Raw genomic sequence first — 26,854 nt, 5'->3', positions numbered from 1 at the left:
ACAACTCCTACTTGCGCTTCTTCGAGGTGGGCCGACGGCGAACGATGAGCTTGTCGCTCTCTTTGTTGGGGTGACGCGTGCGGCCTTCCTTCTGGCCCCACGGGCTGACCGGGTGGCGTCCACCGGAGGTCTTGCCCTCGCCACCACCGTGCGGGTGGTCGACCGGGTTCATGACGACACCACGGACGGTCGGGCGAACGCCCTTCCACCGGTTACGGCCTGCCTTGCCCCAGCTGATGTTCGACTGTTCGGCGTTGCCGACCTCTCCGATCGTTGCGCGGCAGCGTGCGTCGACGTTGCGGATCTCGCCCGACGGCAGACGCAGCTGAGCGTAGGGGCCGTCCTTCGCCACGAGACGAACCGAGGCGCCGGCTGAACGGGCGAGCTTTGCTCCCCCACCGGGCTTCAGCTCGATCGCGTGCACGACGGTACCCGTCGGGATGTTGCGCAGCGGCAGGTTGTTGCCTGGCTTGATGTCAGCGCCAGCACCGGACTCGATGACGTCGCCCTGCTTCAGCCTCTGCGGTGCGAGGATGTAGCGCTTGGTGCCGTCGACGAAGTGCAGCAGTGCGATGTGCGCTGTACGGTTCGGGTCATACTCGATGTGAGCGACCTTGGCGTTGACGCCGTCCTTGTCATGGCGACGGAAGTCGATGACACGGTACTGGCGCTTGTGACCGCCACCGATGTGACGCGTGGTGATGCGGCCCTGGTTGTTGCGACCACCGGTCTTCGACAGCGGGCGAAGGAGCGACTTCTCCGGCGTCGTGCGCGTGATCTCGGCGAAGTCGGAAACGCTCGAGCCGCGGCGACCCGGGGTCGTGGGCTTGTACTTGCGAATAGCCATTGTTTCTTCCTGTACTCCTAGCCGACAGCCGTGAAGATGTCGATGGAACCGGACTTCAGCGTGACGATGGCGCGCTTGGTGTCCTTGCGCTTGCCGATGCCGAAGCGAGTGCGGCGGGTCTTGCCCTGACGGTTCAGCGTGTTCACCGACGAGACCTTGACGCTGAAGATCTTCTCGATGGCGAACTTGATCTCCGTCTTGTTCGCGCGGTCGTCGACGATGAACGTGTACTTGCCTTCGTCGATGAGCCCGTAGCTCTTCTCAGAGACGACCGGCGCGATGATGATCTCGCGGGGGTCTTTGATTGTCTGGCTCATGCCGAGACCTCCTCAGTTGCTTCTGCCGAACCCGCGGCCTTGGTGGCCGACGTGCCCGAAGCATGGCTGGCGACGAAACCCTCGAAGGCAGCCTTCGTGAATACGATGTCGTCAGAGACGAGAACGTCATAGGCGTTCAGCTGGTCGTAGGTGAGAACGTGCACTGTCGGGATGTTGCGGACGGCGCGGTGGCTCGTCTCGTCGTCACGGTCGAGAACGATCAGAACGTTCTTCGACTCGACGACGTCCGCGAGGTACGTTGCAGCGTTCTTGGTGAGTCGCTCGTCTGCGACCGCGAACGTCTCGACGACGTGGATGCGGCCACCGCGAGCACGGTCAGAGAGAGAACCGCGAAGTGCTGCCGCGATCATCTTCTTGGGGGTGCGCTGAGCGTAGTCACGCGGCACTGGTCCGTGGACGATGCCACCGCCCTTGTGCTGCGGCATACGGATCGAGCCCTGACGAGCCCGGCCGGTGCCCTTCTGCTTGAACGGCTTGACGCCGGAACCTGAGACCTCACCGCGACCCTTGGTCTTGTGAGTGCCCTGGCGCGCAGCGGCCTGCTGAGCCACGACAACCTGGTGAATCAGCGGAATGTTTGTCTGAACGTCGAACACCTCGGCGGGAAGGTCAACCGTGCCGGCCTTCTTACCCTTGGTGTCGAGAACGTCGAGCGAGGTAGCCATTGAACTACGCTCCCTTCACTGCGTTGCGGACGAAAACGATGCGGCCACGGGGACCGGGGACAGCGCCCTTGACGAGCATGAGGCCCTTCTCAGCGTCGATCGCGTGTACACGGAGGTTGAGAACCGTGACGCGGTCACCGCCCATGCGGCCAGCCATGCGGTGACCCTTGAACACGCGGCCCGGGGTCGCCGATGCGCCGATGGAACCGGGCTTGCGGTGGTTGCGGTGAGCACCGTGCGATGCCGAGACGCCCTGGAAGTTGTGGCGCTTCATGACACCGGCGAAGCCCTTGCCCTTGGACGTTCCGACAACGTCGACCTTCTGGCCTGCCTCGAATGTCGTGTCGACGGTGAGCTCCTGACCGAGTGAGTAGTCAGCAGCGTCTTCCGTGCGAACCTCGGTGAGGTGACGGCGAGGGGTGACGCCCGCGTTCTTGTAGTGACCGCTGGTCGGCTGGTCCACCTTGCGCGGGTCGATCTCGCCTGCGGCGATCTGGACGGCGTTGTAGCCGTCGACCTCGGGGGTACGGACCTGGGTCACAACGTTCGGAGTGATCTCGATAACGGTGACGGGAACAACTTTGCCTGCGTCGTCCCACACCTGAGTCATGCCCAGCTTCTTGCCGAGCAGACCCTTGCTGGTCTTGTTCTGCGTAGCCATGACTTCCCTTAGAGCTTGATCTCGATGTTGACGTCGGCCGGGAGGTCGAGTCGCATGAGCGAGTCAACGGCCTTCGGTGTCGGGTCGACGATGTCGATCAACCGCTTGTGGGTACGCATCTCGAAGTGCTCGCGGCTGTCCTTGTACTTGTGGGGTGAACGAATGACACACACCACGTTCTTCTCTGTCGGAAGCGGCACGGGGCCGACGACCTGTGCACCCGCGCGGGTGACTGTGTCGACGATCTTGCGCGCCGAGGTGTCGATGACCTCATGGTCGTACGACTTAAGTCGAATGCGGATCTTCTGTCCCGCCATCTGTGACTCACTCTCTGTCGTGCGTCTTACGAATTTCTCGCATTGGACGCTCTTTACTGTGCGGCGACGGGAATTCCCTTCACCGCTGGCACTGCTTCGCGTACCACTGTTCTTCTGTCAAGCTTCATCACTCCCGCTGGCCGTGTACCTGTTTCCGGGCACGCGGATAGTCAGCGTTTTTGTCGGAGTGATTAAGTCGGTGTCCTGCTGCCCGCGGCCTAGACATCTCTACGGTCTATGCACTGCCTGGCAGTGATCCGGAAGGCACGCCACACGGCGCGTCCGAAGTATTGAACTAGTTGAGTTTGCCAGATTTCACGGCATTGTGCAACCCGGGCGTGTCGCGGTGTGGGCGGGCACCGCGGGATTCTCAGGAGAGTCCCGGTTAACGGCGCACACGACGGCGGAGGGCCCGAGTGATCGAGCCCTCCGCCGTTCGGACGTTCGTCGACGCCTACTCGTCGCCGATCTTCTCGTCGGCGGCGTCGCGCGCACTGTCGATTTTGTCTGTAAACTTCCCGCCCGTGAGGCCGTCGGCTCCTTCGGAGGCCTTGTCGAGAACCTGATCGCTCACGTCCTCAGCCTTCTCTGAATGCAGTGCATCGTCGATCGTGTCCTTGTTCTGCTCGAACAGATCCTTGCCTTTGTCGAAGAGTCCCATAGTTCCTCCTGTTGAATCGACGGGCGGTGTCAGGCCATTCTGCCGACTCGACACAGGTGAAACAAGAGCTGAGACAAAAAGAATGGGGCCGGGCCCGAAGGCCCGACCCCATTCTTGTGAGATCAGAAGTCGCGAGGACTACTTGTTGATCTTGGTGACGGTACCGGCACCAACGGTGCGGCCACCCTCACGGATAGCAAAGCCGAGGCCCTCTTCCATAGCGATCGGCTGGATCAGCTCGACCGACATGTCGGTGGTGTCGCCAGGCATGACCATCTCGGTGCCCTCGGGCAGCGAGATGACACCGGTGACGTCCGTGGTGCGGAAGTAGAACTGCGGGCGGTAGTTCGTGTAGAACGGGTTGTGACGCCCACCCTCGTCCTTCGAGAGGATGTATGCAGTGCCCTCGAAGTTCGTGTGCGGCGTGACCGAACCCGGCTTCACAACGACCTGACCGCGCTCGACGTCCTCGCGCTTGGTGCCGCGAAGGAGCAGACCACAGTTCTCGCCAGCCCATGCTTCGTCGAGCTGCTTGTGGAACATCTCGATACCAGTGACCGTGGTCTTCTGCGTCGGGCGGATGCCGACGATCTCGACCTCGGAGTTGATCGCAAGAGTTCCGCGCTCGGCGCGGCCGGTGACGACTGTTCCACGACCGGTGATCGTGAAGACGTCCTCGATCGGCATGAGGAACGGCTTGTCCTTGTCGCGCACGGGGTCAGGAACGTTCTCGTCGACGGCCTCCATGAGGTCAACGATGGCCTGCTCCCACTTGGCGTCGCCCTCAAGAGCCTTGAGTGCCGAAACCGGGATGACCGGAGCGTTGTCGCCGTCGAAGCTCTGGCTCGAGAGAAGCTCGCGAACCTCGAGCTCGACGAGCTCCATGATCTCTTCGTCGTCCACCATGTCCGACTTGTTCAGAGCCACAACGAGGTAGGGAACACCAACCTGCTTGGCGAGCAGGACGTGCTCACGGGTCTGAGCCATCGGGCCGTCAGTGGCGGCGACCACGAGGATCGCGCCGTCCATCTGAGCGGCACCGGTGATCATGTTCTTCACGTAGTCGGCGTGGCCCGGGGCGTCAACGTGAGCGTAGTGACGCTTCGGGGTCTCGTACTCGATGTGCGAGATATTGATCGTGATGCCGCGCTGACGCTCTTCAGGTGCCGAGTCGATGCTGGCGAAGTCCTGCTGAACGTTGACGTCAGACGGGTACTTGAGTGAGAGAACGTGCGAGATCGCCGCGGTGAGTGTTGTCTTACCGTGGTCGACGTGACCGATCGTTCCGATGTTTACGTGCGGCTTGGTCCGCTCGAACTTGGCCTTAGCCACTGTGGTCCTCCTCAGGACTCTCGTGTAGATACAGCGGGCACTGGATTGCGACCGATTCTCTACGGGGATTTGTGTATTTATGTTACTAGGTGAGGACTGGGCGCCGCACTGTGTCCACAGGTGGCGCCCAGCAGCAAAGGACTATTCGCCCTTGGCCTTTTGGATGATCTCGTCGGCGACAGCCTTCGGGACCTCGGCGTACGTCTCGAACTGCATCGAGTACACGGCACGACCGGAGGTCTTCGATCGCAAGTCACCGATGTATCCGAACATCTCCGAGAGGGGGACGTTGGCGCGAATCACCTTGACACCCGACGCATCCTCCATCGACTGGATCATGCCGCGGCGCGAGTTGAGGTCGCCGATGACATCACCCATGTACTCCTCTGGAGTACGCACCTCAACAGCCATGAGCGGCTCAAGAAGAGCCGGGCTGGCCTTGGGGAGGGCTTCTTTGATACCCATCGAACCGGCGATCTTGAACGCCATCTCCGACGAGTCCACATCGTGAGCAGCACCGTCGAGCAGCGTCGCCTTGACGCCGACCATCGGGTAGCCCGCGAGAATTCCCACCTGAAGCGCGTCCTGGAACCCGGCATCGACTGATGGAATGTACTCGCGCGGAACGCGGCCACCGGTCACCTTGTTCTCGAACTCGTAGATCTTGTCGCCCTCAACCTCCATAGGTTCGAGTGCGAACTGGATCTTCGCGAACTGACCGGAACCACCGGTCTGCTTCTTGTGGGTGTAGTCGTGACGCGGCACGGCGCGGCGAATCGTCTCGCGGAAGGCGACCTGGGGCTTGCCCACGTTTGCCTCGACGCGGAATTCACGCTTCATGCGGTCGACGAGGACGTCGAGCTGGAGCTCGCCCATGCCCTTAATGATCGTCTGACCCGTCTCGACGTTCAGCTCAACGCGGAACGTCGGGTCTTCCTCGGCGAGTCGCTGGATAGCCGTCGACAGCTTCTCCTGGTCAGCCTTGGTCTTCGGCTCGATCGCTACCTCGATGACGGGCTCAGGGAATGTCATCGACTCAAGGACGACCGGAGAGGCCGGATCCGAGAGCGTGTCGCCCGTCGTGGTGTCTTTCAGCCCGATGACCGCGTAGATGTGGCCTGCGGTCACCGAATCGACGGGGTTCTCCTTGTTGGCGTGCATCTGGAAGATCTTCCCGATGCGCTCCTTCTTCTGCTTCGTCGAGTTCACGATCTGCGCACCGCTGTCGAGGTGACCTGAATACACGCGCACGTAGGTCAGTCGACCGAAGAACGGGTGAACGGCAACCTTGAACGCCAATGCGGAGAACGGCTCAGCACTGTCGGCGTGGCGCAGGATGACCTTCTCTTCATCGCGCGGGTCGTGTGCCTCAATGGCAGGAACGTCGAGCGGAGATGGGAGGTAATCAACGACGGCATCCAGCATCGGCTGCACACCGCGGTTCTTGAACGCCGAACCACAGAGAACCGGGTAGATCTCGCTGTTGCTCGTGAGCTTGCGGATCGCTGCTTTGATCTCGTCAATAGTGAGCTCTTCGCCGGAGAAGTACTTCTCCATGAGCTCATCGCTCGTCTCGGCAACGGCCTCAAGAAGCTCCGTGCGGTACTCCTCGGCCTTGGCCTTGAGTTCCTCCGGGATGTCGCGGACCTCGAACTTCGCGCCCATCGTGACGTCGCCCTTCGAGTCGCCGGGCCAGACCTTCGCGCGCATCTCGACAAGGTCGACAATGCCGACGAAGTCGTTCTCGGCACCGATCGGCAGCTGAATCACGAGTGGCTTCGCGCCGAGACGACTCTTGATCGTCTCGACCGTGTAGTAGAAGTCGGCACCGAGCTTGTCCATCTTGTTGACGAAGCAGATGCGCGGGACGTCATACTTGTCGGCCTGACGCCACACGGTCTCTGACTGGGGCTCAACGCCCTCTTTGCCGTCGAAGACAGCGACGGCACCGTCGAGCACGCGCAGCGAGCGCTCCACCTCGACGGTGAAGTCAACGTGACCCGGGGTGTCGATGATGTTGATCTGGTTGTTCTCCCAGAAGCACGTGACAGCAGCAGAGGTGATCGTGATGCCACGCTCCTGCTCCTGCTCCATCCAGTCGGTGGTTGCTCCACCGTCGTGGGTCTCACCGAGCTTGTGGTTGACGCCCGTGTAGAACAGGATGCGCTCAGTGGTAGTGGTCTTACCGGCATCGATGTGCGCCATGATGCCGATGTTGCGAACCTTCTTCAGGTCAGTGAGCACGTCTTGTGCCACGGGGTTCCTCCGGAAAGTGAAAGTGAAGTGTGGGGTGGCGGGCGCTCTCCCCAGGCCTGCTGCGGAGAGCGCCGCCGACTGCTACCAGCGGTAGTGTGCGAACGCGCGGTTCGACTCGGCCATCTTGTGAGTGTCCTCGCGACGCTTCACCGCGGCGCCAAGGCCGTTCGAGGCGTCGAGGATCTCGTTGGTGAGTCGCTCCGTCATCGTCTTCTCGCGGCGGCCCTTCGCGTAGCTCACGAGCCAGCGCAGTGCGAGAGTGTTGGCGCGGTGAGGCTTGACCTCGACCGGAACCTGGTACGTCGAGCCACCGACACGGCGGCTCTTGACCTCGATGGACGGACGGACGTTGTCGAGAGCCTTCTTCAAGGTGACGACAGCATCCTGGCTGTTCTTCGCCGCAACGCCCTCAAGCGCGTCATAGACGATGCGCTCGGCGAGGGCCTTCTTGCCGTCAACGAGGATCTTGTTGACGAGCTGGCTGACGATGGGGGCGCCGTAGACGGGGTCAGCAACGACCGGGCGCTTGGGTGCGGGTCCCTTACGTGGCATTACTTCTTCTCCATCTTCGCGCCGTAGTGGCTGCGACCCTGCTTGCGGTTCTTGACGGCCTGGGTGTCGAGAGCACCACGAACGATGCGGTAACGAACACCGGGGAGGTCCTTCACACGTCCACCACGGACGAGCACCATCGAGTGCTCCTGAAGGTTGTGGCCTTCACCCGGGATGTACGCGGTGACCTCTGTACCGTTCGAAAGCTTCACACGGGCCACCTTGCGCATCGCCGAGTTCGGCTTCTTCGGGGTGGTCGTGTAGACGCGTGTGCACACGCCTCGCTGCTGGGGGTTGGCCTTCAGGGCAGGAGCCTTGGTCTTGGCAGACTTCGACTTGCGTCCCTTGCGGACCAACTGCTGAATAGTTGGCACTGCTTCTCCTCAATGTGCTGCACGGTGACAGCGAATATGTGATGGTGAGGCACGCGATTTCTCACGTGCCGCCACGATCCGCCCATCCGGCAAAGCGTGACGGATGCTGGTGGCGAATATGCCGTGGGGGCCGTTCCATACTGAACCGACCCAGGATGTGAATGCCTCGGCGTGGTCTCTCCGCGCGTAGGCACGGTTCAACGCACGCGAATGCGCACACCCGAACAATAATACGGCCCGAGCGGATGACGGTCAAATAGCACAGGCCCGGCAAAAACCGGGCCTGTGCTACGGAAGGTTGCGAACTCAGTAGCCCGAATCGTCTCCGTCCCACTCGAATGTTGCGTTGCCCTCCTCATCGAATGTGACCATGCCATCGACATCGAAGGGAAGCGTGCCCGCCTTGAGGCCGACGTGCTTCTCTGTCTGGCCGTCAATGGTGACCGTGCAGTCGAGGCTGAACTCGCCTTCACTGTCCGTCGTCACAGCCCACCCGGAGCCGTCGTAGTCCCCCACGGTGAACTCGGGCTGAGTTTCGAAGGTCCAGACGATGTCGTCAATCTTGTCGACACCCTCGTCGTTGACCCAGTTGGGGCATCCCTTCGGCTTCGCCTCGGTGGACGACTCGCACTCATCGAGGTACTTCGACACTGCCCCCTCGGCTGCCTTGACCCCGTCGTCTGAGAGCCCGACGGTCAGCTCAGCGGCCTCTTCGCTCTCGTTGCCGAAGCCAAGGACCGTCGATGAGACGCCCTCCGCCTCGAAGACGCCCTGGTCTTCTGACGTGGAGATGGCGTAGGTGCCGGGAAGCGCACGCAGCGCACCCTCGGAATCTGCGCCCACCGTGACGCCGTTGACAGCGATCTGCACGCTGTCGGGCCCGCTCACCGAATACGAGATCTCGCCGAGCTTCGGCGGGTCGAGCTTCCACTTGTCGAAGAAGACCAGGTCCTTGCCCGCCTTGCTGAGCTCGAACGTCTGCTCGTAGGTTTCGCCTCCCTGCGAGATCGAGGCCGTGACCGATGCGCTGTCACCACTGACCTCTGTCGACGAGATGGTGTACTTCGAGATCTTGTCGTCTGCCGACTTGTATGCCTCGTCGGTCAGAAGGACATCGCTCTTTTCGACCTTGACTCCCGACTGCTTGAGCGCCTGCTCGGCCTTACCGGCCTTCAGGAGGTCAAGGTATGCGGTCACCTGATTCTGCGGTGCGTGCGCCGAGTTTCCGATGGAGATTCCGACGACACCCGCGATGATGATGAGCAGGAGCGCTGCGCCCCCGGCAATCCAGCCGACGGGCGATTTCTTCTTCCGCGGCGGCTGTCCGCCGTCCCCGCCTCCTGGGTAACCGACCTGGTTCTGCGGCGGGTACACCTGAGTCTGCTGGGAGCCGTATTCGGGCTGCTGACTGTACGGCTCGTGCGGGCCTGTGGGCTGCTGCCCCGTCGGCTGCTGCTCGCCCGGCGTCTGAGGGTACGGGTTCGGTGCCGCCGCGGGCTGCTGCGGCGGCTGGCCGTACGGCTGCTGCGGTTGCTGCGGCTGCTGCTGCGGCGCGGGCTGCCCATACGGCTGCTGCGGCTGTCCGTACGGCTGAGGCTGCTGAGGCTGCCCATACGGCTGCTGCTGAGGCTGCTGCTGCGGTTGACCGTACGGCGGCTGCTCAGGCTGCTGCGGCTGGTTGCCCTGTTGATTGCCGTTCTGCCACGGCTGCTGTGGGTCGTTGGGTGGGTACGACATCTCTCCCCCTTGTGCTTTGGTGATACCAGTTTGTCGACATACTTATGCGGCGTCCAGGGGTACTTCTGTCCACCTCACCACCGCGTGGGCGGCACGTCGAGACTTTCGGACAGCGCGTCAAGCAACGCGGTTACCTGCGGCTCGACAATTTCCGCGACGGCCTCGCGGGCACGCACGCGGTGCTGCTGGAGGAATCCGCAGATCAACCGGCCCGCATGATCGGCACATTCGTCGGCCAGACGGATCTCGGTGCGCAGCGCCTGCTTCTCTTCCTCGCTCAGTTCGATCGGGCGCACAGACTCGGGCGGTCCGTCCCCTTCAGCCAGCTCACCAAGCGTGAACAGAAACGGCTCACCGGGCACGGGATCCGGGTCAAGCTGCAGCCCGTCGAACTCGGGATCGAGGCCCACCTCTGGGCGATACGAGCGTGCCTTGCGCCGTTCCGTCTCTTTGAGCTCGCGAGACAACACGGGAAGATTCTGGTCCGTGTACTCGTCGACGACGTCATCGATGAGTGCCTTCATGCGCGTCGTGAGGCCGTGCTGCACACCATGCGGAACATCGGCGTCGAGCCCGATCGCCTTGAGGAACGGCGAGCCGAGGCACCGGCGGCACAGACGTGTGCGCACGCGATGGGTGGCCGGCTTCCACCGAGGGAGCCAGGCTATCCACGCGTCGACAGCGCCGCCGACCTTGGCCTCGAGGGTCCGCTCCATACTCCAACCGTACTCTGAACTGCGCTTTTCAGCTCTTCTCCCACGGCCAAAGGGGACGCTTCGGGTCATCCCCACCCAGACCGATCATCACGACGAACGCGATGTGCACGATCAGAGCCCAGACGCCGAGAGTCACGCTGTACGGCCGCAGCAGTTCGTGCAGGGCGAAGCCGACAAGCTCCTCTGGGTTACGCAGAGCGACAGCTCGCAGCATCCCGCCGATGACGATGTACCCGAGCAGCGCACAAAAACCCGTCAGGATGCTTGCCACGAGAGGAATGCGCACTGCGAGGTCGCCGCGCTCGCGATCCTGCACGAGGCGAATGGCCGCACCAACGAGCCGGAGCGCGACAATGACGACGGCTGCGGCCACCATCGCCGGCGCCAGCAGCAAGCTCGACTCGACATCGATCACGTCGGTGTCGGTCAGCAGACTCAGAACGCCGAAGCTCGCGATGATCAGCGCCAAATACAGTACGACGGTGAACGCCGTCTGCGCCAGGGCGATCAGGCGAGGGTCTCTGGCCTCATGCGGATCCATCGCTCCCCCTCGCCCGAAGCGGAACGTGGCAGCGTCCGAAGAGGATGCCTCCGTCGCGGGGCGCGGGTGTCGGGGCCTCGGGCACGCACGCGGTCTCGCGTCCCGTCGCGTCGAGGATTCGGGTTCCGTTCGTCGAGTTGAGATCTGTCACCCACACAGCGCCGCGTGACCATTGCACGGCCGCGTGAGTCTTCGACACGCTGCGGGTGACATCGACAATGGAGACCAGTTGGGCGTCGGGGAACGCCGATTGCGCCGTCGGGTCGCGACCGATCAGGATGCTGCCCTCGGCACGTACGCGGCTGCCGTCCGGAAATTCGAGATCGAGATCCGAGACGCTGTCGTCAGCGCTGACCTCGGCCGCCTCCGTGCGCGGCGTGCTCCCCGTTGTCGTCGGCACCGTGTCGATATCCGCCTGCATGCCGGGAGGGAGCCCGATGAACCGCGGTGGTCTCTCGTCGTCGGGGCGCCTCGTGTCATTGTCGATCCCCGGCGGTACCGTCACCGGGGCGATCGACTCAACTGACTCGCGGGGCTCTGTGCCCGGAAGAACGGGTAGCGGCGGACGCGGAGGAACGGGAACTCCGTTCCACGTGTCCGGCCCGGGCGACCCTGCCGTCTCGTCAGCGCCCATCGTTCCTCCTCGACGCCTTCTTTCGCGCTCTTCCGCGACGTGCCCGGCTGACGCGGAAGCGGCTCACCTGGCGTCTCCACCAGCTTACCGCCCGGCGTGACAGACGCGATTGCTCATCCGTCTGTGTCCACAGCACATCGATGTCGCCGTCAGCGGCGTCTTCTGCGGCGAATACGGCGGCGTCGGCGCTGAACGCCATGCCCTCGAGCGTAGCTGTCGCCACAGCATCCGCGTCTCTTTGCCCCGCCAGCGCACCGGCGATTCCCGCACGCGTGCGGAGCGGAACGTCATAACCGAGCTCCGTATGCCGATCGAGGAATTCATCCCACGCGCCCGATGCCCGTGCGTCGGGCGTGGCGGCTCGTCTGCGACGCTTCACGCGGCGTCGTTTGATGAGCGCGATGATCACGAGGGGAATGAGGTACAGAAGCAGCAGTCCGCCCACAGCTGCGAGCGTCGCAATGGCCCAGACGGGCAGCGCGAAGCCGTCGTCCTCTTCCTTGTCCTTCTTGTCGTCGATGTCGCTGTCGGTGAGGAGGTCGTCAGGCCGCTTCTCTGAGCGCGGCGGTTGTCTCACCTGCGGCTGCGGTTCGCTCTGCGGCTTCGGATTCTGATCCTGCGGGATCTCGGTCTCGTCCGGGGTCGGGAAGAACGGGATCCAGCCGACGCCCTCGAACGGAACCTCCACCCACGCCGTCACGTCGTCACCCGTGATCGTCGTCGGAGAGCCTTCGACAACCGCATCGGATTGGAAGCCCATGACAACGCGCGCTGGATAGCCGAAGCTGCGCGCCATGAGGGCCATCGCCGACGCGTACTGCTCTTCGTCGCCAATCAGCTGTGAGCGCGTGAACAGTTCTTCCATGCGGTCGGCTCCGTGGCCGGCGCGTGATGACGCAGCATCCGTCTCTCGCCCGTGGCTGAGGAAGCCGTTCGTGACGAGGGCCGATTCGATAGCACGCAGCTGTTCGATGGGCGTTTCGGCGCCGCCCACGTACTCTTTCGCTTTCGCCACCACGACGTCGGGAACTTTCTCGACGGGTGGCATGCCGACGGCGGCGACGGGCGTGTCTGTCAACGTCTCATCACCGGGAACCGCCTGGATGCCGCTGCGCATCGAGTATTCGATGCCCGAGGTGACGCCGTCGATCAGTACGGCTGATCCGGTGGAGGCGTTATAACGGAATCCTCGAGAGCGTTCGCGGTCGATCCCATCGAGGTCGATCGTCTCGGGCACGCCAATGGTGGGCAGCCACGGGCCGGAGTACCCGAGAACGTCGACGCTGATGCGGCGCTGGTCCACGACGTCTGAAAGGGGCGGCGGAGGTAGCGTCGATCCGCTCAGCTCGTACAGTCCGGAGCCTTCGGTGGCGAGATCGGGCCCGGCTACGTTCCACAGGTGGCCGTTGTAGGTGTCCATGACGGCCAGGCGGATCCGGTCACCGGGGATCATCCCCGTCACCGTGAACAAGTCCGTCTCGTTGAGCGTCTTCGTGTACAGCCGGTACCCGGAAAGAGGGCTCGGGAACTGTTCGGGATCGAACGGCGGCTGCACTTCGTCTCGCACTACGAGCCGACTTTCGGGGGCGGGAAGAAGAATGGATGCTGCCAGGCCGCCGATCACGACGGCGGCGACCGCGACAAACGCTGTGCCGACCACGCGGGCTCTGCGCAGTCCCGCCTTCTCAGACAGGCTGATGTTGCGCCCCTCGGGTCGACGCCATCCCAGCCACACGAGAGCGGCAACGGCGAAGAGGAGGCCGCGCGCGGCGGGCAGGAACGGCTCATGCGTGCCGAGAACGAGAGGGGCAAGGTAGGCGATGAGGGGCAGAATGAGCACCAACGCGCAGCGCCACAGCGTCCGGTAGCGCGTGGGAAGCCAGCGCAGAAGCAGTATGCCGCTGACCGCGCCGAGCACCATCGAGAACACGTAGGGCAGTACGGCGACGTACGTCGGCGCGCCGACCGGTGCCGCAAGGGTCACCACGTCTGTCCAGCCGAAGACGGCGCCCACGGCGAGATCCCGCACCGTGTCGAGGGTCGGCAGCACGAACCACAGGGCATTGCCGGGCAGGGCGAAGGCACTGCCGAAGAGAAAGTACGTCAGAAAGAAGACGAGCACTGTCGTCACCGCGTTGAGCCGCAGCCGGTGGCTCGCCCAGGCGGTTCCGAGGCCGACGAGAAGACCACCGGCCGACGCCAGCAGATGCTGAGCGCCGTCGAACACGGGCATCCAGCCGAGAGCGCCGACGAGGATCAGGCCGCTGACAACGGCGATATCCACCCAGGTCTGCGCGCTGACCGTCCCGGGCGACAGTGGCGTGCGCGGTGTACGCGGCGCTCGTGGCGACGCGCCGCGGGGCGCACGCATGCGTTTTCTGCCTGCCGGCGACGCGGACTGCTGCCGGGCAGCATCCTGTCTGGCCTTGCGAGCATCGCGACGCTCACTCACTGCGCGCGCTCCATGATTCGCGGGAGATCCCGGAGAGTGCCGATCGTGTACACCTGCAGACCGGCGACGTCCTGCACCCGCGGCTGACCGCCCTCGGTCACGCGCAGGGCGATGACGTTAACCTCGCCCGAGAAGAGACGCTGGATGCTGCGATAATCGGCGGCGTCCATGCCTGACCCCGCGACAATCACAACGACGCTGGGGTCAGGCAGGCGCTTTGTCGCGTCGCGGGCGAAGTCACGAGCAGACTCGTCGGTGTCGACCGGCTGCACGCGGCAGCTGTCGTCGAGCATCGCCTGCAGCGTGTGTGTGCGCAGGCGCATCCCTTCACTGACGACGTTGATGTCCGTGGCATCCCGGATCACCTGAGTGGCGATGGAGGCAGTGACAGACACGGCCATTTCGAACTCATTGTCGCTGGTGTAATACCGTTTGTTGGCACTGTGCACCATGGTGAGCTGCGACCGACGTGACTCTTCGAACTGCCGCACCATCAGCTGGCCGGTGCGCGCCGAGCTGCGCCAGTGCACATACCGCACGTCGTCGCCCCGCACATAGTCGCGCAGCGCGTGGAACGAGATGTCGTTGTTCGTGATCTTCTTGGTGATCTGACCCTCGAGGTCGCGCACGAGTCCCGCGGCTGTCGGGTGCAGCCGGACGATGCGCGGGTGAACGAACAGCTCGATCGGTTCCGTCCAATCGACGGCACGGCGGAACAGTCCGAGGCGGTCGCCGCGCACCGAGCGGGAGGGGCCGGCCACGATCACGGCGCGGTGCTCGGTGGGTACGGCGAAGAGCTCTTCTGAGCCAGCATCCGGGGCCAGCGTGGGCACGTCGAAGACGGCGAGTCCGTCACCGACGGGCAACTCGAATGTTGTGGCGAGGGAGTTGCGCTTGGCGGTGTTGGTGACGATCATTTCGCCGACTGCGCGCTCACCGACCGTGACGCGGCGCGGGTTGAGGCGCAGCGAGACGGTGAATCGTGAGCGCCCGATCGTGAACAACGCGGCGATCGCGAACGCGGCGATCAGTGTGGCGCCGACGAAGATCACTTCCGCCCAGCCGAGCACCAGCCCGGCGGTGAGCAGGATCACGCCGGTGATCGCGACGAACCACCCCGTTGAGCTGACCGTGGCGAAGAACGGGTTGACAGCCTTCGAGACGGGCACGACAAGCGTGGCGATGCCCTGCCTGACGCGTTGCGTCGTCGTCGCAGCACGCGTCCGCAGCGGCGACCGGCGCGTCGTCGTCTGCGGAGTATCGTGCTCGACGGTGAGGCTCATGCTGCGCGGTACGCCGGCGGAGTGATCGAGAGAAGGATGCGGTCGATGATCTCGTGTGCGGTGACGCCCGCGAACTCCGACTCGGGGTCGATGAGCAGACGGTGCGCGAGAACGTGCACGGCGAGCGCGTTCACGTCGTCCGGTGTCGCATATGTGCGCCCTTGGCTGAGCGCCCACACCTTGACGATCCGCGCGAGGGCGAGGCCTCCGCGCATGCTGACACCGAGCGCAACGTCTTTGTCTGAACGGGTCGCGTGGATGATATCGGTGATGTACTCCATGATGGAGCGCTCGACGTGCACGTCTCCGGCAAGCTTCGTCATGGCGTTCACCGATTCGGCGTTGATGATGGGGCCGACGCCGGCGGAGCGCGATCGGTTTGCCGCGTCCATAAGCAGGTTCACGCTCGTGTCACGGTCGGGGTAGCCGAGTGACGTCTTGATCAGAAAGCGGTCGAGCTGTGCCTCGGGCAGTTTGTAGGTTCCGGACTGCTCGACCGGGTTCTGGGTGGCGATCACCATGAACGGGCTGCCGACGGGGTGGGTCTCGTTATCGACGGTGACCAACCCCTCTTCCATCACCTCAAGCAGGGCGCTCTGGGTCTTGGGCGAGGCACGGTTGATCTCGTCAGCAAGCACGATCTGCGCGAAGATCGGGCCTTTGTGGAACTCGAAGACGTGCGTCTGCTGATTGTAGATCGTCACGCCGGTCACGTCGCTCGGCAGCAGGTCGGGAGTGAATTGGATGCGGGAGCTGGCGCCCTCGAGCGTGTTCGCGAGCGACTTTGCCAGCACGGTCTTGCCTGTTCCCGGGTAGTCCTCGAGCAGCACGTGGCCGCCGGTCAGCAGGGACGCGATGACGAGCCGGATGACCTCCTGCTTGCCGACGATGGCCTTGTCGACGTTGTCGACGAGGCTCGTGAAGGCGTCCTTGAACCAGTCAGCCTGCTCTTGAGTGATGTCCACTAATGTCTCCTGCGTCAATTTCTAGAAATGGGCGTGCTGGTCAGCCCGGGAAGTCGTATTTCGCACTCGTGATATTCACACCGTTTCCGCTGATCTTCACTCGGATACCGCAATTAGCAAGCTGAGGCTGCACCCATGCCGAGGTCGTCTCGTTCCCAGACTTGTCCATCGATATCTTGTACGGTTCTGGCGCTACGTCGTGCCACTCACCAGAGTCGCAGTATTGAGGAACGACCGTGTAGGTATTTGCCTCGAAATACTGCCATGTGAAGTGCACCTGGTACGTGTTCTGCGCGCACTTACCGTTCCAGCAACGCTCTTTCGGACCATCGACGCCCTTCACCAATGTAACCTCGGGATCGTATTGTGGCACCTTGCCACTAATCGACACATAGTCGCTGCATTTTTCACCGTTGTTGCAAGCCCTCACCTTAAATTTATGAGTTCCTGCCGACAATATTCCTGTGGTGGCAGATAGTTGAGAAGTGGTCTTCTCGCTACCGCCGTCGACATTCCAGCTGTAAGTTACGGCGCTTCCGCCAGTCGACGACGGAGCACTCCAGGTGGCCGTCATCTTTGCTTTACCCTTTCCATTGCCATTGGTACTGCCGTTTGCGGTAAACGACTTCAGACTTGGCGACGACGGCGTTCCCCACGGCGTGACCTTTTTTGACTCCGGCGACCATGAGCTGTCCCCCACCCCGTTGGTCGCCTTGACCCGGAACGAATACGACTTGCCGTTGTCTGAGGGGAAATCGCACGCAGTCCCTGGGGAGCAGTTGGTGCGTTCCGTTCCATCGCTTCTTCGTACGGTGTACTTTGTGACATCAGAGCCGTTGTTGGCTGGGGTACCGTTGAATGTCACTCGAACGTTGCTATCACTTGGTGCGGCTTTGGGCGCTGGCGGAGCATCCGGGACGTCCTTCACCACAACCGTGATACGCGCCGAGGATTGCCGATGCTGGTCCCCCGTCGCATCCTGAATCGTATAGATGATGCTGATCTCTTGGCTCTTCGCCGGCCCGGTCTTCACCGTCACCGTCGTGCCGTCGGTACTCACCTTGGCGTCACCGGAATCGAGCTCCGCCTTCACGATCGTGAGCTTCTCATCGGGGAACGGATTGAACGCCCCGGCCAGCGCCTTGATCGTGTAGGTCTCCCCCTTGCGCGCGTCATTGTTGACATGATCGACGGCAGCGGGCATCGGCCGCGTCGACGCAACGACCGTCACGGTGATCTGCCCGTCAACGGTGAAGTCCTTGAACTTCATCGAGACTCCGAGAGTTACAGACGTTCCCGTCGGCGTCTTGAACGGCGCCTGCACCGAGAGCGTCGACCCGCTCAGCTTCGCCTGGATGCCGTTGTCCTGCCCCCGCAGATCGCTGAACGTGACCTGGTTGAGGACGTCAGGGTTCGGATGCGAGGCCGCACTGCGCAGGTCGAACTCGACAGCATCCTCACCCGCCTCGATCGTGATCGAGGGCGGTGTGAATGTCGGAGCGATGTCTTCAAAATTCGGGTCACCCACAGTGATCGGCAGAACGAGCAGACTCGTGCCCGTTGACGTGCCGTCGGTGACCTCGAACGTAATCGAGGCAGGTCCCCGGTAGTCCTCGGCCGGCGAAAACCTCAGCGTCTTCTCATCAACGAAGGATGACTCACCATTGCTCCGCGACGCCGAGACGTTGTCAGCACCCGTGATCGAAATGTCTTTGCCCGACGGCGAATACGCGATGTCATCAAGATCCCACTCCTTCGTAGAATTCATGTCGACTATCTGCTCGGCCAGATCCTCCCGCAGGCGCGGCGGCTGCCCGTCTGAGTAGGGCGGCACGACAATGAACGCTGCCGAACTCAGATCGTCCGCTTCATTCGTCAGGCGGAACGTAATCGCCATACGTTTATCGCCGAGCGTCACGCGCACCTTGCCATTCTCGAGAATCTTCGCCTGATCGGCGTTCGGGCCCTCGAGGGTCGCTGTGAGGTCAGAGACGCGGCCGCCCGGGTTCGTTGCACCATCGAAGATGTCAATGTCAACGGTCTCTTCGCCGACGACGTCCTCCTGCTCCACAACCTGATCTTGCACGCCCGGCGGTTGAATCGTCGCTTCTTCGCTGACTCGCACCATCACATAGGCCGAGTCGAATCCGCCCTTCTCATTGCGCACCGTATAACGCAGCGCAAAGGTCATCTCCACATCCGGTGCCTCGATGACGACGCTCTCGCCCTCCACGGTGGCCACGACGTCTTCCGGAACGTCTTCGAGCTCCTCGTCGAGCGACATCGAGTACTGGTTCGGGTCCGAATCGTTCTTGAGAACGGGAACCGAGGCAACCCGGCCGGGCTTCACCTCAATGCTGTCGTCGACGGCCACCGGGTTCATCGCCTGCTCCGGGCGCGGAATGACGGCGATCTTGATCGTTCCGACAGCCGTCGCCCCCAGAACGTCCTTGATCTTGTAGGTGAACGTGTCGGTCCCGAGTTCCATCGATCCTGCGACGTACGTGAAGCTCTGGCTCTTCTCGTTGCGCACGGCGCCCAGAAGCGGGGCGCTCGCGAGCCCGTCATACACGACGGAGTCGCCGTCAGGGTCCAGCCCGTCCAACGGAATTTCGATGTCGACAGAGCTGCCTTCAAACACACGCGTCGTCAGTGTCTTCGCGATGGGTGCTTGGTTGGAATCCTCGTCCGTCCCGACGACGGTGAAGGTGACGGATGCTGTCGCCTTCTGCCCATAATCGTCAACGACCGTGTACACGGCGGTGTACACCCCGGCCTCTGCGGGAGCCTGATAGCGCACCCTGTCATCGGTGACGAAGGCGAGACCCTTCTCGGTGCCCTGCACAAGCTCTTGCTCCACGGTCATGCCCGCGTTGTCGGGATGGATGTCGTTGTCGAGCACAGGCACGCTCGCGATGTCGCCCGCGCGCACACGCACCTGGTCGTCTTCAGCGATCGGCGCCTGATGCTTCGACAGAGGTGGCACCATCACGATCGTGACTGTCGTTGTCGACTCCTTGTGCCCATCAGAGACGGTGTAAGAGAACTGCACCTGCCCCGTCACCTCTGCCGTCGCCGTGACACGGATCATGCTCTGCGACAGCAGCTCGATCGACAGCTGCGCGGCGTCGCCGGTCGCCTCGATCGATTTGACCGCGAGCACGTCGCCGGTCGGTGACACGTCGTTGACGAGCACGGGGATCATCGCGGGCTCGCCTGGTCGCACGTATCCGGTGTCTCGCACGGCGACGGGAGCGAGATCGGCTTCGGCCTTCTCGGTCACCTCAATGCGGATCAGCCCGATACTGGTGCGTTCGCCCGCCCCGAGCGAGTATTTGACGTAGTACGCGCCGGCCTTACCGGCGGATGCCGTAATGGTGCCGCGCTCCGAATCGACGGCGACCGAGATCGCACCCTGCAGCGCTTCGGCACCCAACAGCTCCAGTTGCCCGCCCGACGGCGACAGGTCATTGTCGAGCGGATGGACGTCGACGGCCTCACCGACGAAAGTCTGGGCGAAGTCCGGCGTCCCCACTGGGTTCGACGATCCTGCGGGCTTGACGTCAAGCGTGAAAGTACCGGTCTCGGACGCCGTACCGTCTGACACGGTGAACACGATGTCGCGCGGACCGAGCTGCCCTGACGTGTGGGTCACCGTAATGCGCCCATCCGGGTTGAACCGTACGCGATCCCCGGCGTCGGACGCCGCCGATTCCAGGTAAATGTCGTCGCCGTCCGGGTCTCGCCAGTCGGCGAGCGCGTCGTACGTGATCGTCTGTCCTGCATCCACGACTGCCGCTCCGACGCGCTCTGACTCGGGTGGCTCGTTGGCCTCGGGCGGGCGGATCGTCACGTTGACCGCGCCTTCGGCGACGCCGCCCGGCCGGCCGTCGCTCACGCTGTACCGGAACGAGAAGGTGCCCGCATCGACGCCGTCCTTCGGCGAGAACTGCAGGGCACGCCCGCCGTCGATGTACTGCAGCTGGCCCCACTTCTCAGAGAACCCCTTGATATCGGTGATCGTGAGCACATCGCCGTCGGGATCCGTGTCATTGCTGAGCAGCGGCAGCACCGTCGTGCGTTCGGGCCGGACTCCGAGCTTGTCATCATTCGCGATCGGAGGCCGGTTCTGGTCGGTACGCTCGGCGAGGGTGTCCTCGAACGACTTCACCGACGATTTCTCGTCGCCTTCTTCACCGTCATCTTCTTCGGGCGGTGTGACGTCCTCCCAGTTGTGCACCAGGCGCATGTTCTCGGTGACGAGCCAGGAGTCACCGGTCTGCAGGTTATTGAGGGCGATAACGTCGCGGTTAACGCGGAACACCAGCTCGGCACCCGCCGTCGACGGGTCGATCTCTTCGCGCGTGGGAGCCGAACCGTCGCACTGTGCCAGGTAACGGCTGCCCGAGGCCCACGCAGCGTGCCAGCATCCCTCGAGGTTCACGGGGGCGGCGACGTCGTCGGGGTTGGCCGCCGGAGCGCTGATGTCGGCATCGATCTCAGTGACCTCATCACCGTTCAGTGGAACGGACATGAGCGACTCTGCGCCAGCGACGAGTGCCTCGCCGGGGTCGGCGGACGACTGCTGCAGCTTCACACCGGTCGACGGAAGCTCGATGGGATCCTGACCCGGAACGATGACACGGTTCGCATCGCCGTCGAACAGCACGGGCGTCTCGCCCGCGGCTGTCAGCTGAAAGCTCTCGCTTGAGGGAATCTCCTGCTCGCTCGGCTTGCCGCCGTCGGCAGGGTACGAATACAGGATGCCGTCGGCCGGCGCCGCGGCGAACACGACGCCCTCGTGTGACACCGCGATCGCAGCATCCGCCCCCAATTTGAGCAGGGGCTCGTTGTCGACCGTCGTGAAGTCGAGCCCGCCCGCCACGTTGGTGACCCAGAGGCTGCCGCTCTCGGGCTCGAGCACAGCCAGACGGCCTCCCCCATAGGCGAGCTCAGCGCCCGGCGGCAGGTCGGCACTGTTTCCGAGCGTGGTGTACGCCGGATCGATGGTCTGCACCGTGGACGAGACGCGGTCGTGCAGCAGGGCAAGCTCGCCATCCTGAAAGATGTCAATGTCGTTCGCGAGCGTCGCTACCGACGCATCAAGCTCTTCAATCTGCTTGTTGAGCCGCCCGGCGAGAAGCTCTTTGCCGTTCGTCACCCAGACATCGCGTGCCTCAAGGTCGACATCCGAGGCCGGGTATCCCGGGTGCAAGACGGCGAAGGTGACCGGTACTGCAAGAATCAGGGACGCCGCGATGACGGATGCAGTGACCTTTCGGCCGCGCAACCATCCCCTCATGCTCCCCACAAACACGTTCCGTCTCGATTACCAGCTGCTCGACAGCGCTCAAGGCACAGTTATTCCGGAGCCTAACCTAACACGGCCGGTCACACGGCGAAAGTTCTAGCTCTCTGCGACGTTCTCGCCCGTACCCGTGCTTGAGCTCGTGCCCGACGGATCTTGATCGAGAAGCACGAGATCGCTCGGGTCGACCATGCGCGTCGACACCGCATACTCGACGAGGCGTGACCGCCGGTTGGTCGCGAGCTTTCCGCGGCCACCCCGCAGGCCGGGCACACCGAAGCGGTCCAGCTTGTCACACACGTTGTCGAGCTTGCGGTTGAACGCCGTCTGCGTCCAGCCGAGGCGCTCTGCCGCTTCAGCAGAGGCCGGGATCTCGCCACGGCCTGGCGAATTCTGCCGCAACACGTCTTCGGCCAAAGCGAGGATCAGCAGCCGTTGGTTACTCGTGAGGTGGATCGGTCCGACCGTGGTCTCACCGCTCGACGCCGATGTCAGAGGTGAGGTACCGAAGAACTCCGAGTCCATGTGGATCGTGAAGTCGTATGTTGTCGATCCCGCACTGAACAGCACCTGCAGCTCACGGAAAACGACGGGAAGCCGGGCGCCGGGTGCCAGCCAGGCCTGCACCTGACCTGTGCTGTCCGTCACCGTTGCCGAAAGAGCGTTGCCGACGTTGATGAGCCAGTACATCCCGTTCTCGAGGCCAATGGCAAGGAAACGCCGGTGCAGAAAAGGGTTGTCGTCAATGACAAGGTCTCCCTCGCGCCCAATATAGAAGAACTCGTCGGGGCTGACGTCGTACCATTCCCCGCAGAACTCGATACGTGGTGCCGTCACGATGTGCACATCTCCAATGGTTCCGTTGATGTCTTTCCGCTCGCTCTGCTGATTAAGACCGTGACACACACCTTATCGCCATCTGACACACCGTCGATTGTCACCGAGGTCTCGTCGATCACGTGCTTCGGCCCCAGCTCACCCGATTCAGAGCGCCGCCAGATGTACATGTCACCGGCCTTCGGGTTGGGATTGGTCCATTCAAAGGTCACGCTGGCGCCATCATCCGACACCGTGATGCCCTTCTCCACGGGAGCGGGGACCCCCGTGACGAGCAACGGCTCGCCTGTCGACGACGCCGTGTGTTCGGGCTGCGGCCCATCGGCGATCATCAGGGATGCCGTGACGCCGCCTCCCACGACGACGACGGCTACTGCCGCAATGACGAAGGGAAGGATGCGACGCCGACGTCGACCCGGCTCGGCTGGCTCTGCCGCAGCATCCGACGTCGTGGACACGGGCGCCACCGGGCCGCGCCGCGCCGTCGCCGAGGTGTCATGCGGAACCACCGCCTGTGGGGTGACGGGACGCTGCTGAGGGCGCCTCGCGTCCCCGGGAGCTGCGGGCGCACCGGGCGCTGGCTGGGCCGACACGGGCTTCACCGGGCGGGCGATCGTGGCATCGCTCTCCGACCCCTGCGGAACAGGCGGGGCGGGTACCGGGGTCTCCGGCGTGCGCTGATTCGGCGTCACCGTGGTCATCGGGCGAATGCGCGTGGCATCGTCATCGCCGTCGTCGCTCTGCGGCTTCGCCGATGCAAGGTTGGGCACGTCAAGCTGCGTGGGCGCGTACGAGAGCTCCATCTCGACACGCTGCAGCGATCGGCCCACGTCGACGGCACTGGGAAAGCGGTCTTCGCGCCGGGTTGCCATGCCACGCCGCAGCACCGCCATGAGCGAAGCGGGAACATCGGAACGCTCGAGCGGGGTCACCGTGCCGCGTTCGATCCGCCCGATGAGGTCGATCGAGCCGTTCGGCTGACCGGGCACTTCGAACGGTGAGCGGCCCGCGAGCAGCGTGTACACGGTGGCGGCGAGCGAGAAGACGTCACTCCGCACGTCAGCGACCGGATGGTCGGCAAACATTTCGGGAGGCGACCACGGGATCGACATTCCGAGCGACGCAGACTCGCCCCCCGCGGTGTGGTCGGCGTCCACAGCCGATGAGATGCCGAAGTCCGCGAGTGCAGGCCACCCGTACGCGTTCGTGAGCACGTTGGCCGGTTTGATGTCACGGTGCAGGATACCCGCCGCGTGTGCCGTCGCGACGGCACTCGTCAACCGGATGCCGGTGCGCAGCACGTCAGCCACGGTGAACTGCCGGTACCGGTACTGCTGCGACAGGCTTGGGCCGGGGCAGTACTCCATGACGAAGTACGGCCGTCCGTCGTCGGCGACCGCGGCGTTGTAGATGGTGACGATGTACGGGTGTGCCGAGACCTGGGCCATGAGGTTCGCCTCGTCGACGAACGCGGCCCGCGAAGCCTCAGTGACCTCGTCGAGCGAGAGCACCTTGACGGCAACCTCGCGGCGCGGAAGCTCTTGGCGATACAGGTAGACGTCGCTGAAGCCGCCAGATCCAAGCAGGCGTTCTGCGTGGAGACCGGGGATCCTCGGTGGTTGCGCCGCCTGCCTCGCCACGCTAAGCCTCGAGCACGCGAAGCGTGATGCCCGAGCCGAGGTCGATCACGGTACCGGTGATCACGGGCACAGGCTCGCCGCCGCGCAGCTGTTGGGGTGACCGCCCGGGCACCTCGACGATCGTTCCGTTGCTCGAGTGGAGATCGGTGACCACGACAGCATCCCCCTCGACGGCGACGCGTACGTGGGTGCGCGAGATGTCATCGCCCGCGAGCGTCACGAGATGCGGCAGAACGGATGCCGGAACATTGGACACACTCGGCGCGCGTCCGAGAACGACGGGAGCGTCGAGCGGCTGGCGCGCGCCGCCGGGCAGCTCAAGCGCATATGCATACTGCGGCATGTTCGCGGACTCGTCGGCTACTCCCTCGGGCAGATGCGCTGCCTCCCGTGCTGCACGGACATCCTCCGCGAGGACCGTCATGCCGTCGTGGTCGCCGAGCAGTGCCTCGCGTGCAGGCACAACCGGCTGCCCTGGTGTGCGCATGATGGTCTGCTCGTCGGGCTCGGGAAGTTCGATGGGATCCGCGACGTCACCGGGCAACAGGGTCAGCTCTGGCACGTCGTCCGCGCCGTCAACACCGCTCGGTGCTGCTGAAGGCCCGGTACCGGCGGGGCTTTCCGGGCCGGTGATGTCGTCTGATCCATCGGAAGACGCGGGGCGCTCCGGTTCTGCGTGGCCGTCCGGCACCTCACCGGCCTCAGTATTCGCGGCAGCGGTCTCGGTCTCTGGCGCCAGCGCCGCGCCTGCCTCGTCCGACCATGTCGGCTGTTCAGCGGTCACAGGCTTGACGGAGTCGCTCTCGCCTCCGGACGCGTCCGGAGTCACGACGGGAAAGGCGTTCGGCAGCGGCGGTGGCGACTTCGCGGCGAGCGGCTCGTCGATCGCGATGGTGTCCGGCTTGGGTTCGCTGGCGGGTTCGTGTGCGATCGGCTTCGACGCGTCGGAGCTGGTGGCCGATGGGTCGGCGACGGTCGCTGTCGCTGCACCTGCAGCATCCTGATTCGTGTCGTCCGCGACGAGCGAGAGACCCGCGATCCACGCAGCGCCCTGACTGAGAGGCAGAGCGTCGGCGGTGTCGGAGCCGCCGCGCACCTCGATGCCCGTGACGTTCTCGACAAGCTGTTCACCCCAGCCGCTCACTCCGGTCGCCCGCACCGTGACCGTTTCGGCGGCGGTCACGACGTCAATCGCTGTCTCGCCATACACGATCACGCCAAGGCCCTCGGTCTCGAGTGTGCCCGCGACCCAGAAGCACAGCCCGAACGCGGGAGTGTTCGCGAGCCCACCGGCAGTGAGCGCTTCGAGGGTTTCGTGGACGGTCAGCGTACCGATGTCCAGCGATGTCACCCGCGTCAGCAGTTCCGCGTCGTCGTCGATGCGCACGACGAGAAGGCGACCGGATGCTGCAAGCGCAATCCACTCTCGCTGATGTGCCGCGGTGTAGCTGAAGTGCGTCATATCGTCCTTACCTCGAGCGCGGCAGAGTCTCTTCGAGCGCGCCCAAACCTCTCGTGTCATGATATCCCGGGCTCGGCGGGGTGGTGTCAATGCTGACGGTATCGACGACGAGAGCTGAGACGTTGTCGCGCGCACCGGAGGCCAGCGCCCGGTCCACGAGGGCCTGTGCCGGGTCGGCTGGGCCCTCAAGAAGGATGCTGCGAATTTCATCGTCCGTGACTTCTCGGCTGAGCCCGTCAGAGCAGACGATGAAGGTCTGGTGGCCCTCTGCAGGGAGCAGCCACACGTCGGGGTCCGCGTCGGTTTCCACTCCAACGGCCCGTGTCACGACGTTGCGCTGAGGGTGCGTCGCTGCGGCTTCTGGAGTGATACTGCCATCATCAATGAGCTCTTGCACGGCCGAGTGATCGACGGTGATCTGCCGCAGGTGCGAACCGTTGAGAATGTACACGCGCGAATCGCCGATGTTGAAAACCATCCAATGGCTGTCCGCTTGCGGCGACAACGAGACGAGCGCGACGCCAGCGACCGTGCTGCCGGCGACACCGCCTTCGTCCGCCCACGAGAGGATTCTCGCATTGGCCGCGGTGATTCCTGTGAAGACCACCTCGGGGCTCGACGGCTCGCCGGGGCGCACACTGAGCTGCAGCTGCTCCACCACGACACGGCTAGCCTCGTCGCCGCGCTGGTGGCCGCCCATTCCGTCGGCGACCGCGAAGATCGGCGACGCCATGATGATGGAGTCTTCGTTCACCCGGCGACGGCGGCCAACATCCGTCACACCGGTGACAGTGATCTCGACCCGAGAGCGGGGAAGGGAGTACGTCGTGCGGGTCGCCATAAGGCCCAAGCCTAGCTAGCTTGCGCATCGGTTCCGATGGGGAGCTCTCCCCATCGAATACGCCCCCATTACGCGTGTTGTGGGTGTGGGTCGCGGCCGCGGTGCCTTCCACGAGTTGAAGGGCTCTGATCGCAGCCCACTCGATTATGCCGGTACTAGTGATGTGCCTGTACCGGTGATGCCTGTACCGGTGTGGCTATACCGGTGGCTGTCTGTGCCGGTGTGGCGGTACCTGTGGCTGTCTGTACTGGTGGCTGTCTGTACCGGTGCAGGTGGGTGTGTGGGTGGGTTAACGCAGTGAAGGCCACCCCGGGCAGGGGTGGCCTTCACGTTGTGTAAGTTAAGTCCGGCGGTGTCCTACTCTCCCACAGGGTCCCCCCTGCAGTACCATCGGCGCTGAGAGCCTTAGCTTCCGGGTTCGGAATGTGACCGGGC

22 protein-coding genes and 1 rRNA gene are annotated in these 26,854 nt (G+C 63.7%); all 23 read right to left on the bottom strand.

The annotated features are described in order from the left end of the window. Positions 1 to 7: 7 nt before the first annotated feature. Positions 8 to 847 carry a 50S ribosomal protein L2 gene (gene rplB, locus OK352_RS04745; protein ID WP_265140308.1) on the bottom strand — a complete coding sequence of 280 codons (840 nt, stop codon included), beginning with the start codon at positions 845 to 847 and terminating at the stop codon, positions 8 to 10. Positions 848 to 864: 17 nt separating this feature from the next. Beyond that, complete coding sequence (gene rplW, locus OK352_RS04740) at positions 865 to 1,164, bottom strand: 50S ribosomal protein L23 (RefSeq protein WP_265140307.1); 300 nt, start codon at positions 1,162 to 1,164, stop codon at positions 865 to 867. Beyond that, positions 1,161 to 1,850, bottom strand: a complete 690-nt coding sequence (gene rplD / locus OK352_RS04735; RefSeq protein ID WP_265140306.1) for a 50S ribosomal protein L4 — start codon at positions 1,848 to 1,850, stop codon at positions 1,161 to 1,163. The genes rplW and rplD overlap by 4 nt, the downstream gene beginning before the upstream one ends. Before the next feature lie 4 nt (positions 1,851 to 1,854). Beyond that, a complete protein-coding gene (gene rplC / locus OK352_RS04730) occupies positions 1,855 to 2,511 on the bottom strand; it encodes a 50S ribosomal protein L3 (protein WP_265140305.1) in 657 nt (218 codons plus the stop codon). A gap of 8 nt (positions 2,512 to 2,519) precedes the next feature. Continuing rightward, positions 2,520 to 2,828 carry a 30S ribosomal protein S10 gene (gene rpsJ / locus OK352_RS04725; RefSeq protein WP_098409068.1) on the bottom strand — a complete coding sequence of 103 codons (309 nt, stop codon included), beginning with the start codon at positions 2,826 to 2,828 and terminating at the stop codon, positions 2,520 to 2,522. Positions 2,829 to 3,282: 454 nt separating this feature from the next. After that, positions 3,283 to 3,489, bottom strand: coding sequence for an antitoxin (locus tag OK352_RS04720; protein WP_265140304.1), 207 nt, complete (start codon positions 3,487 to 3,489; stop codon positions 3,283 to 3,285). A 138-nt stretch (positions 3,490 to 3,627) separates the two neighbouring features. Beyond that, positions 3,628 to 4,821, bottom strand: coding sequence for an elongation factor Tu (gene tuf / locus OK352_RS04715; RefSeq protein WP_265140303.1), 1,194 nt, complete (start codon positions 4,819 to 4,821; stop codon positions 3,628 to 3,630). A gap of 141 nt (positions 4,822 to 4,962) precedes the next feature. Next, on the bottom strand, positions 4,963 to 7,077 hold the full coding sequence (fusA, locus tag OK352_RS04710; protein WP_265140302.1) for an elongation factor G: 2,115 nt from the start codon (positions 7,075 to 7,077) through the stop codon (positions 4,963 to 4,965). Positions 7,078 to 7,158: 81 nt separating this feature from the next. Beyond that, on the bottom strand, positions 7,159 to 7,629 hold the full coding sequence (gene rpsG / locus OK352_RS04705) for a 30S ribosomal protein S7 (protein ID WP_265140301.1): 471 nt from the start codon (positions 7,627 to 7,629) through the stop codon (positions 7,159 to 7,161). Next, the gene (gene rpsL, locus OK352_RS04700) at positions 7,629 to 8,003 is read right to left on the bottom strand and encodes a 30S ribosomal protein S12 (protein WP_098409073.1); all 375 of its coding nucleotides are present in this window, start codon (positions 8,001 to 8,003) and stop codon (positions 7,629 to 7,631) included. The genes rpsG and rpsL overlap by 1 nt, the downstream gene beginning before the upstream one ends. Before the next feature lie 306 nt (positions 8,004 to 8,309). After that, on the bottom strand, positions 8,310 to 9,740 hold the full coding sequence (locus OK352_RS04695) for a zinc ribbon domain-containing protein (RefSeq protein ID WP_265140299.1): 1,431 nt from the start codon (positions 9,738 to 9,740) through the stop codon (positions 8,310 to 8,312). Between the two features lie 74 nt (positions 9,741 to 9,814). After that, entirely contained in the window at positions 9,815 to 10,456 is a 642-nt protein-coding gene (locus OK352_RS04690; protein WP_265140298.1) for a spermidine/putrescine ABC transporter substrate-binding protein, read from the bottom strand. Positions 10,457 to 10,484: 28 nt separating this feature from the next. Continuing rightward, positions 10,485 to 10,997 (bottom strand): hypothetical protein, encoded by a 513-nt coding sequence (locus tag OK352_RS04685; protein WP_265140297.1) that lies wholly within the window; start codon positions 10,995 to 10,997, stop codon positions 10,485 to 10,487. After that, positions 10,984 to 11,631, bottom strand: a complete 648-nt coding sequence (locus OK352_RS04680; RefSeq protein ID WP_265140296.1) for an FHA domain-containing protein — start codon at positions 11,629 to 11,631, stop codon at positions 10,984 to 10,986. Before OK352_RS04680 ends, OK352_RS04685 begins: the two co-directional genes overlap by 14 nt. Further along, complete coding sequence (locus OK352_RS04675) at positions 11,621 to 14,083, bottom strand: transglutaminase TgpA family protein (protein WP_265140295.1); 2,463 nt, start codon at positions 14,081 to 14,083, stop codon at positions 11,621 to 11,623. The genes OK352_RS04680 and OK352_RS04675 overlap by 11 nt, the downstream gene beginning before the upstream one ends. After that, positions 14,080 to 15,366, bottom strand: a complete 1,287-nt coding sequence (locus OK352_RS04670; RefSeq protein WP_265140294.1) for a DUF58 domain-containing protein — start codon at positions 15,364 to 15,366, stop codon at positions 14,080 to 14,082. The genes OK352_RS04675 and OK352_RS04670 overlap by 4 nt, the downstream gene beginning before the upstream one ends. Beyond that, positions 15,363 to 16,331, bottom strand: a complete 969-nt coding sequence (locus OK352_RS04665) for an AAA family ATPase (protein WP_265140292.1) — start codon at positions 16,329 to 16,331, stop codon at positions 15,363 to 15,365. The genes OK352_RS04670 and OK352_RS04665 overlap by 4 nt, the downstream gene beginning before the upstream one ends. Positions 16,332 to 16,371: 40 nt before the next feature. Then, entirely contained in the window at positions 16,372 to 21,633 is a 5,262-nt protein-coding gene (locus OK352_RS04660; protein ID WP_265140291.1) for an Ig-like domain-containing protein, read from the bottom strand. 105 nt (positions 21,634 to 21,738) lie between these two features. Then, complete coding sequence (locus OK352_RS04655; RefSeq protein WP_265140290.1) at positions 21,739 to 22,485, bottom strand: hypothetical protein; 747 nt, start codon at positions 22,483 to 22,485, stop codon at positions 21,739 to 21,741. Beyond that, entirely contained in the window at positions 22,473 to 24,116 is a 1,644-nt protein-coding gene (locus tag OK352_RS04650) for a serine/threonine-protein kinase (RefSeq protein ID WP_265140289.1), read from the bottom strand. The genes OK352_RS04655 and OK352_RS04650 overlap by 13 nt, the downstream gene beginning before the upstream one ends. Position 24,117: 1 nt before the next feature. Beyond that, positions 24,118 to 25,578, bottom strand: coding sequence for an FHA domain-containing protein (locus OK352_RS04645; protein WP_265140288.1), 1,461 nt, complete (start codon positions 25,576 to 25,578; stop codon positions 24,118 to 24,120). A gap of 7 nt (positions 25,579 to 25,585) precedes the next feature. Then, positions 25,586 to 26,419: a PP2C family protein-serine/threonine phosphatase gene (locus OK352_RS04640; protein WP_265140287.1), complete on the bottom strand. Its 834-nt coding sequence runs from the start codon at positions 26,417 to 26,419 to the stop codon at positions 25,586 to 25,588. A 344-nt stretch (positions 26,420 to 26,763) separates the two neighbouring features. Continuing rightward, positions 26,764 to 26,854, bottom strand: a 5S ribosomal RNA gene (gene rrf / locus OK352_RS04635); the annotation flags it as partial.

The sequence above is a fragment of the Microbacterium sp. MPKO10 genome, from assembly GCF_026107415.2.
Classification (GTDB): Bacteria; Actinomycetota; Actinomycetes; order Actinomycetales; family Microbacteriaceae; genus Paramicrobacterium.
The sequence above is the reverse complement of the archived record's forward strand: the minus strand, read 5'-3'. Positions and strand labels throughout refer to the sequence as shown.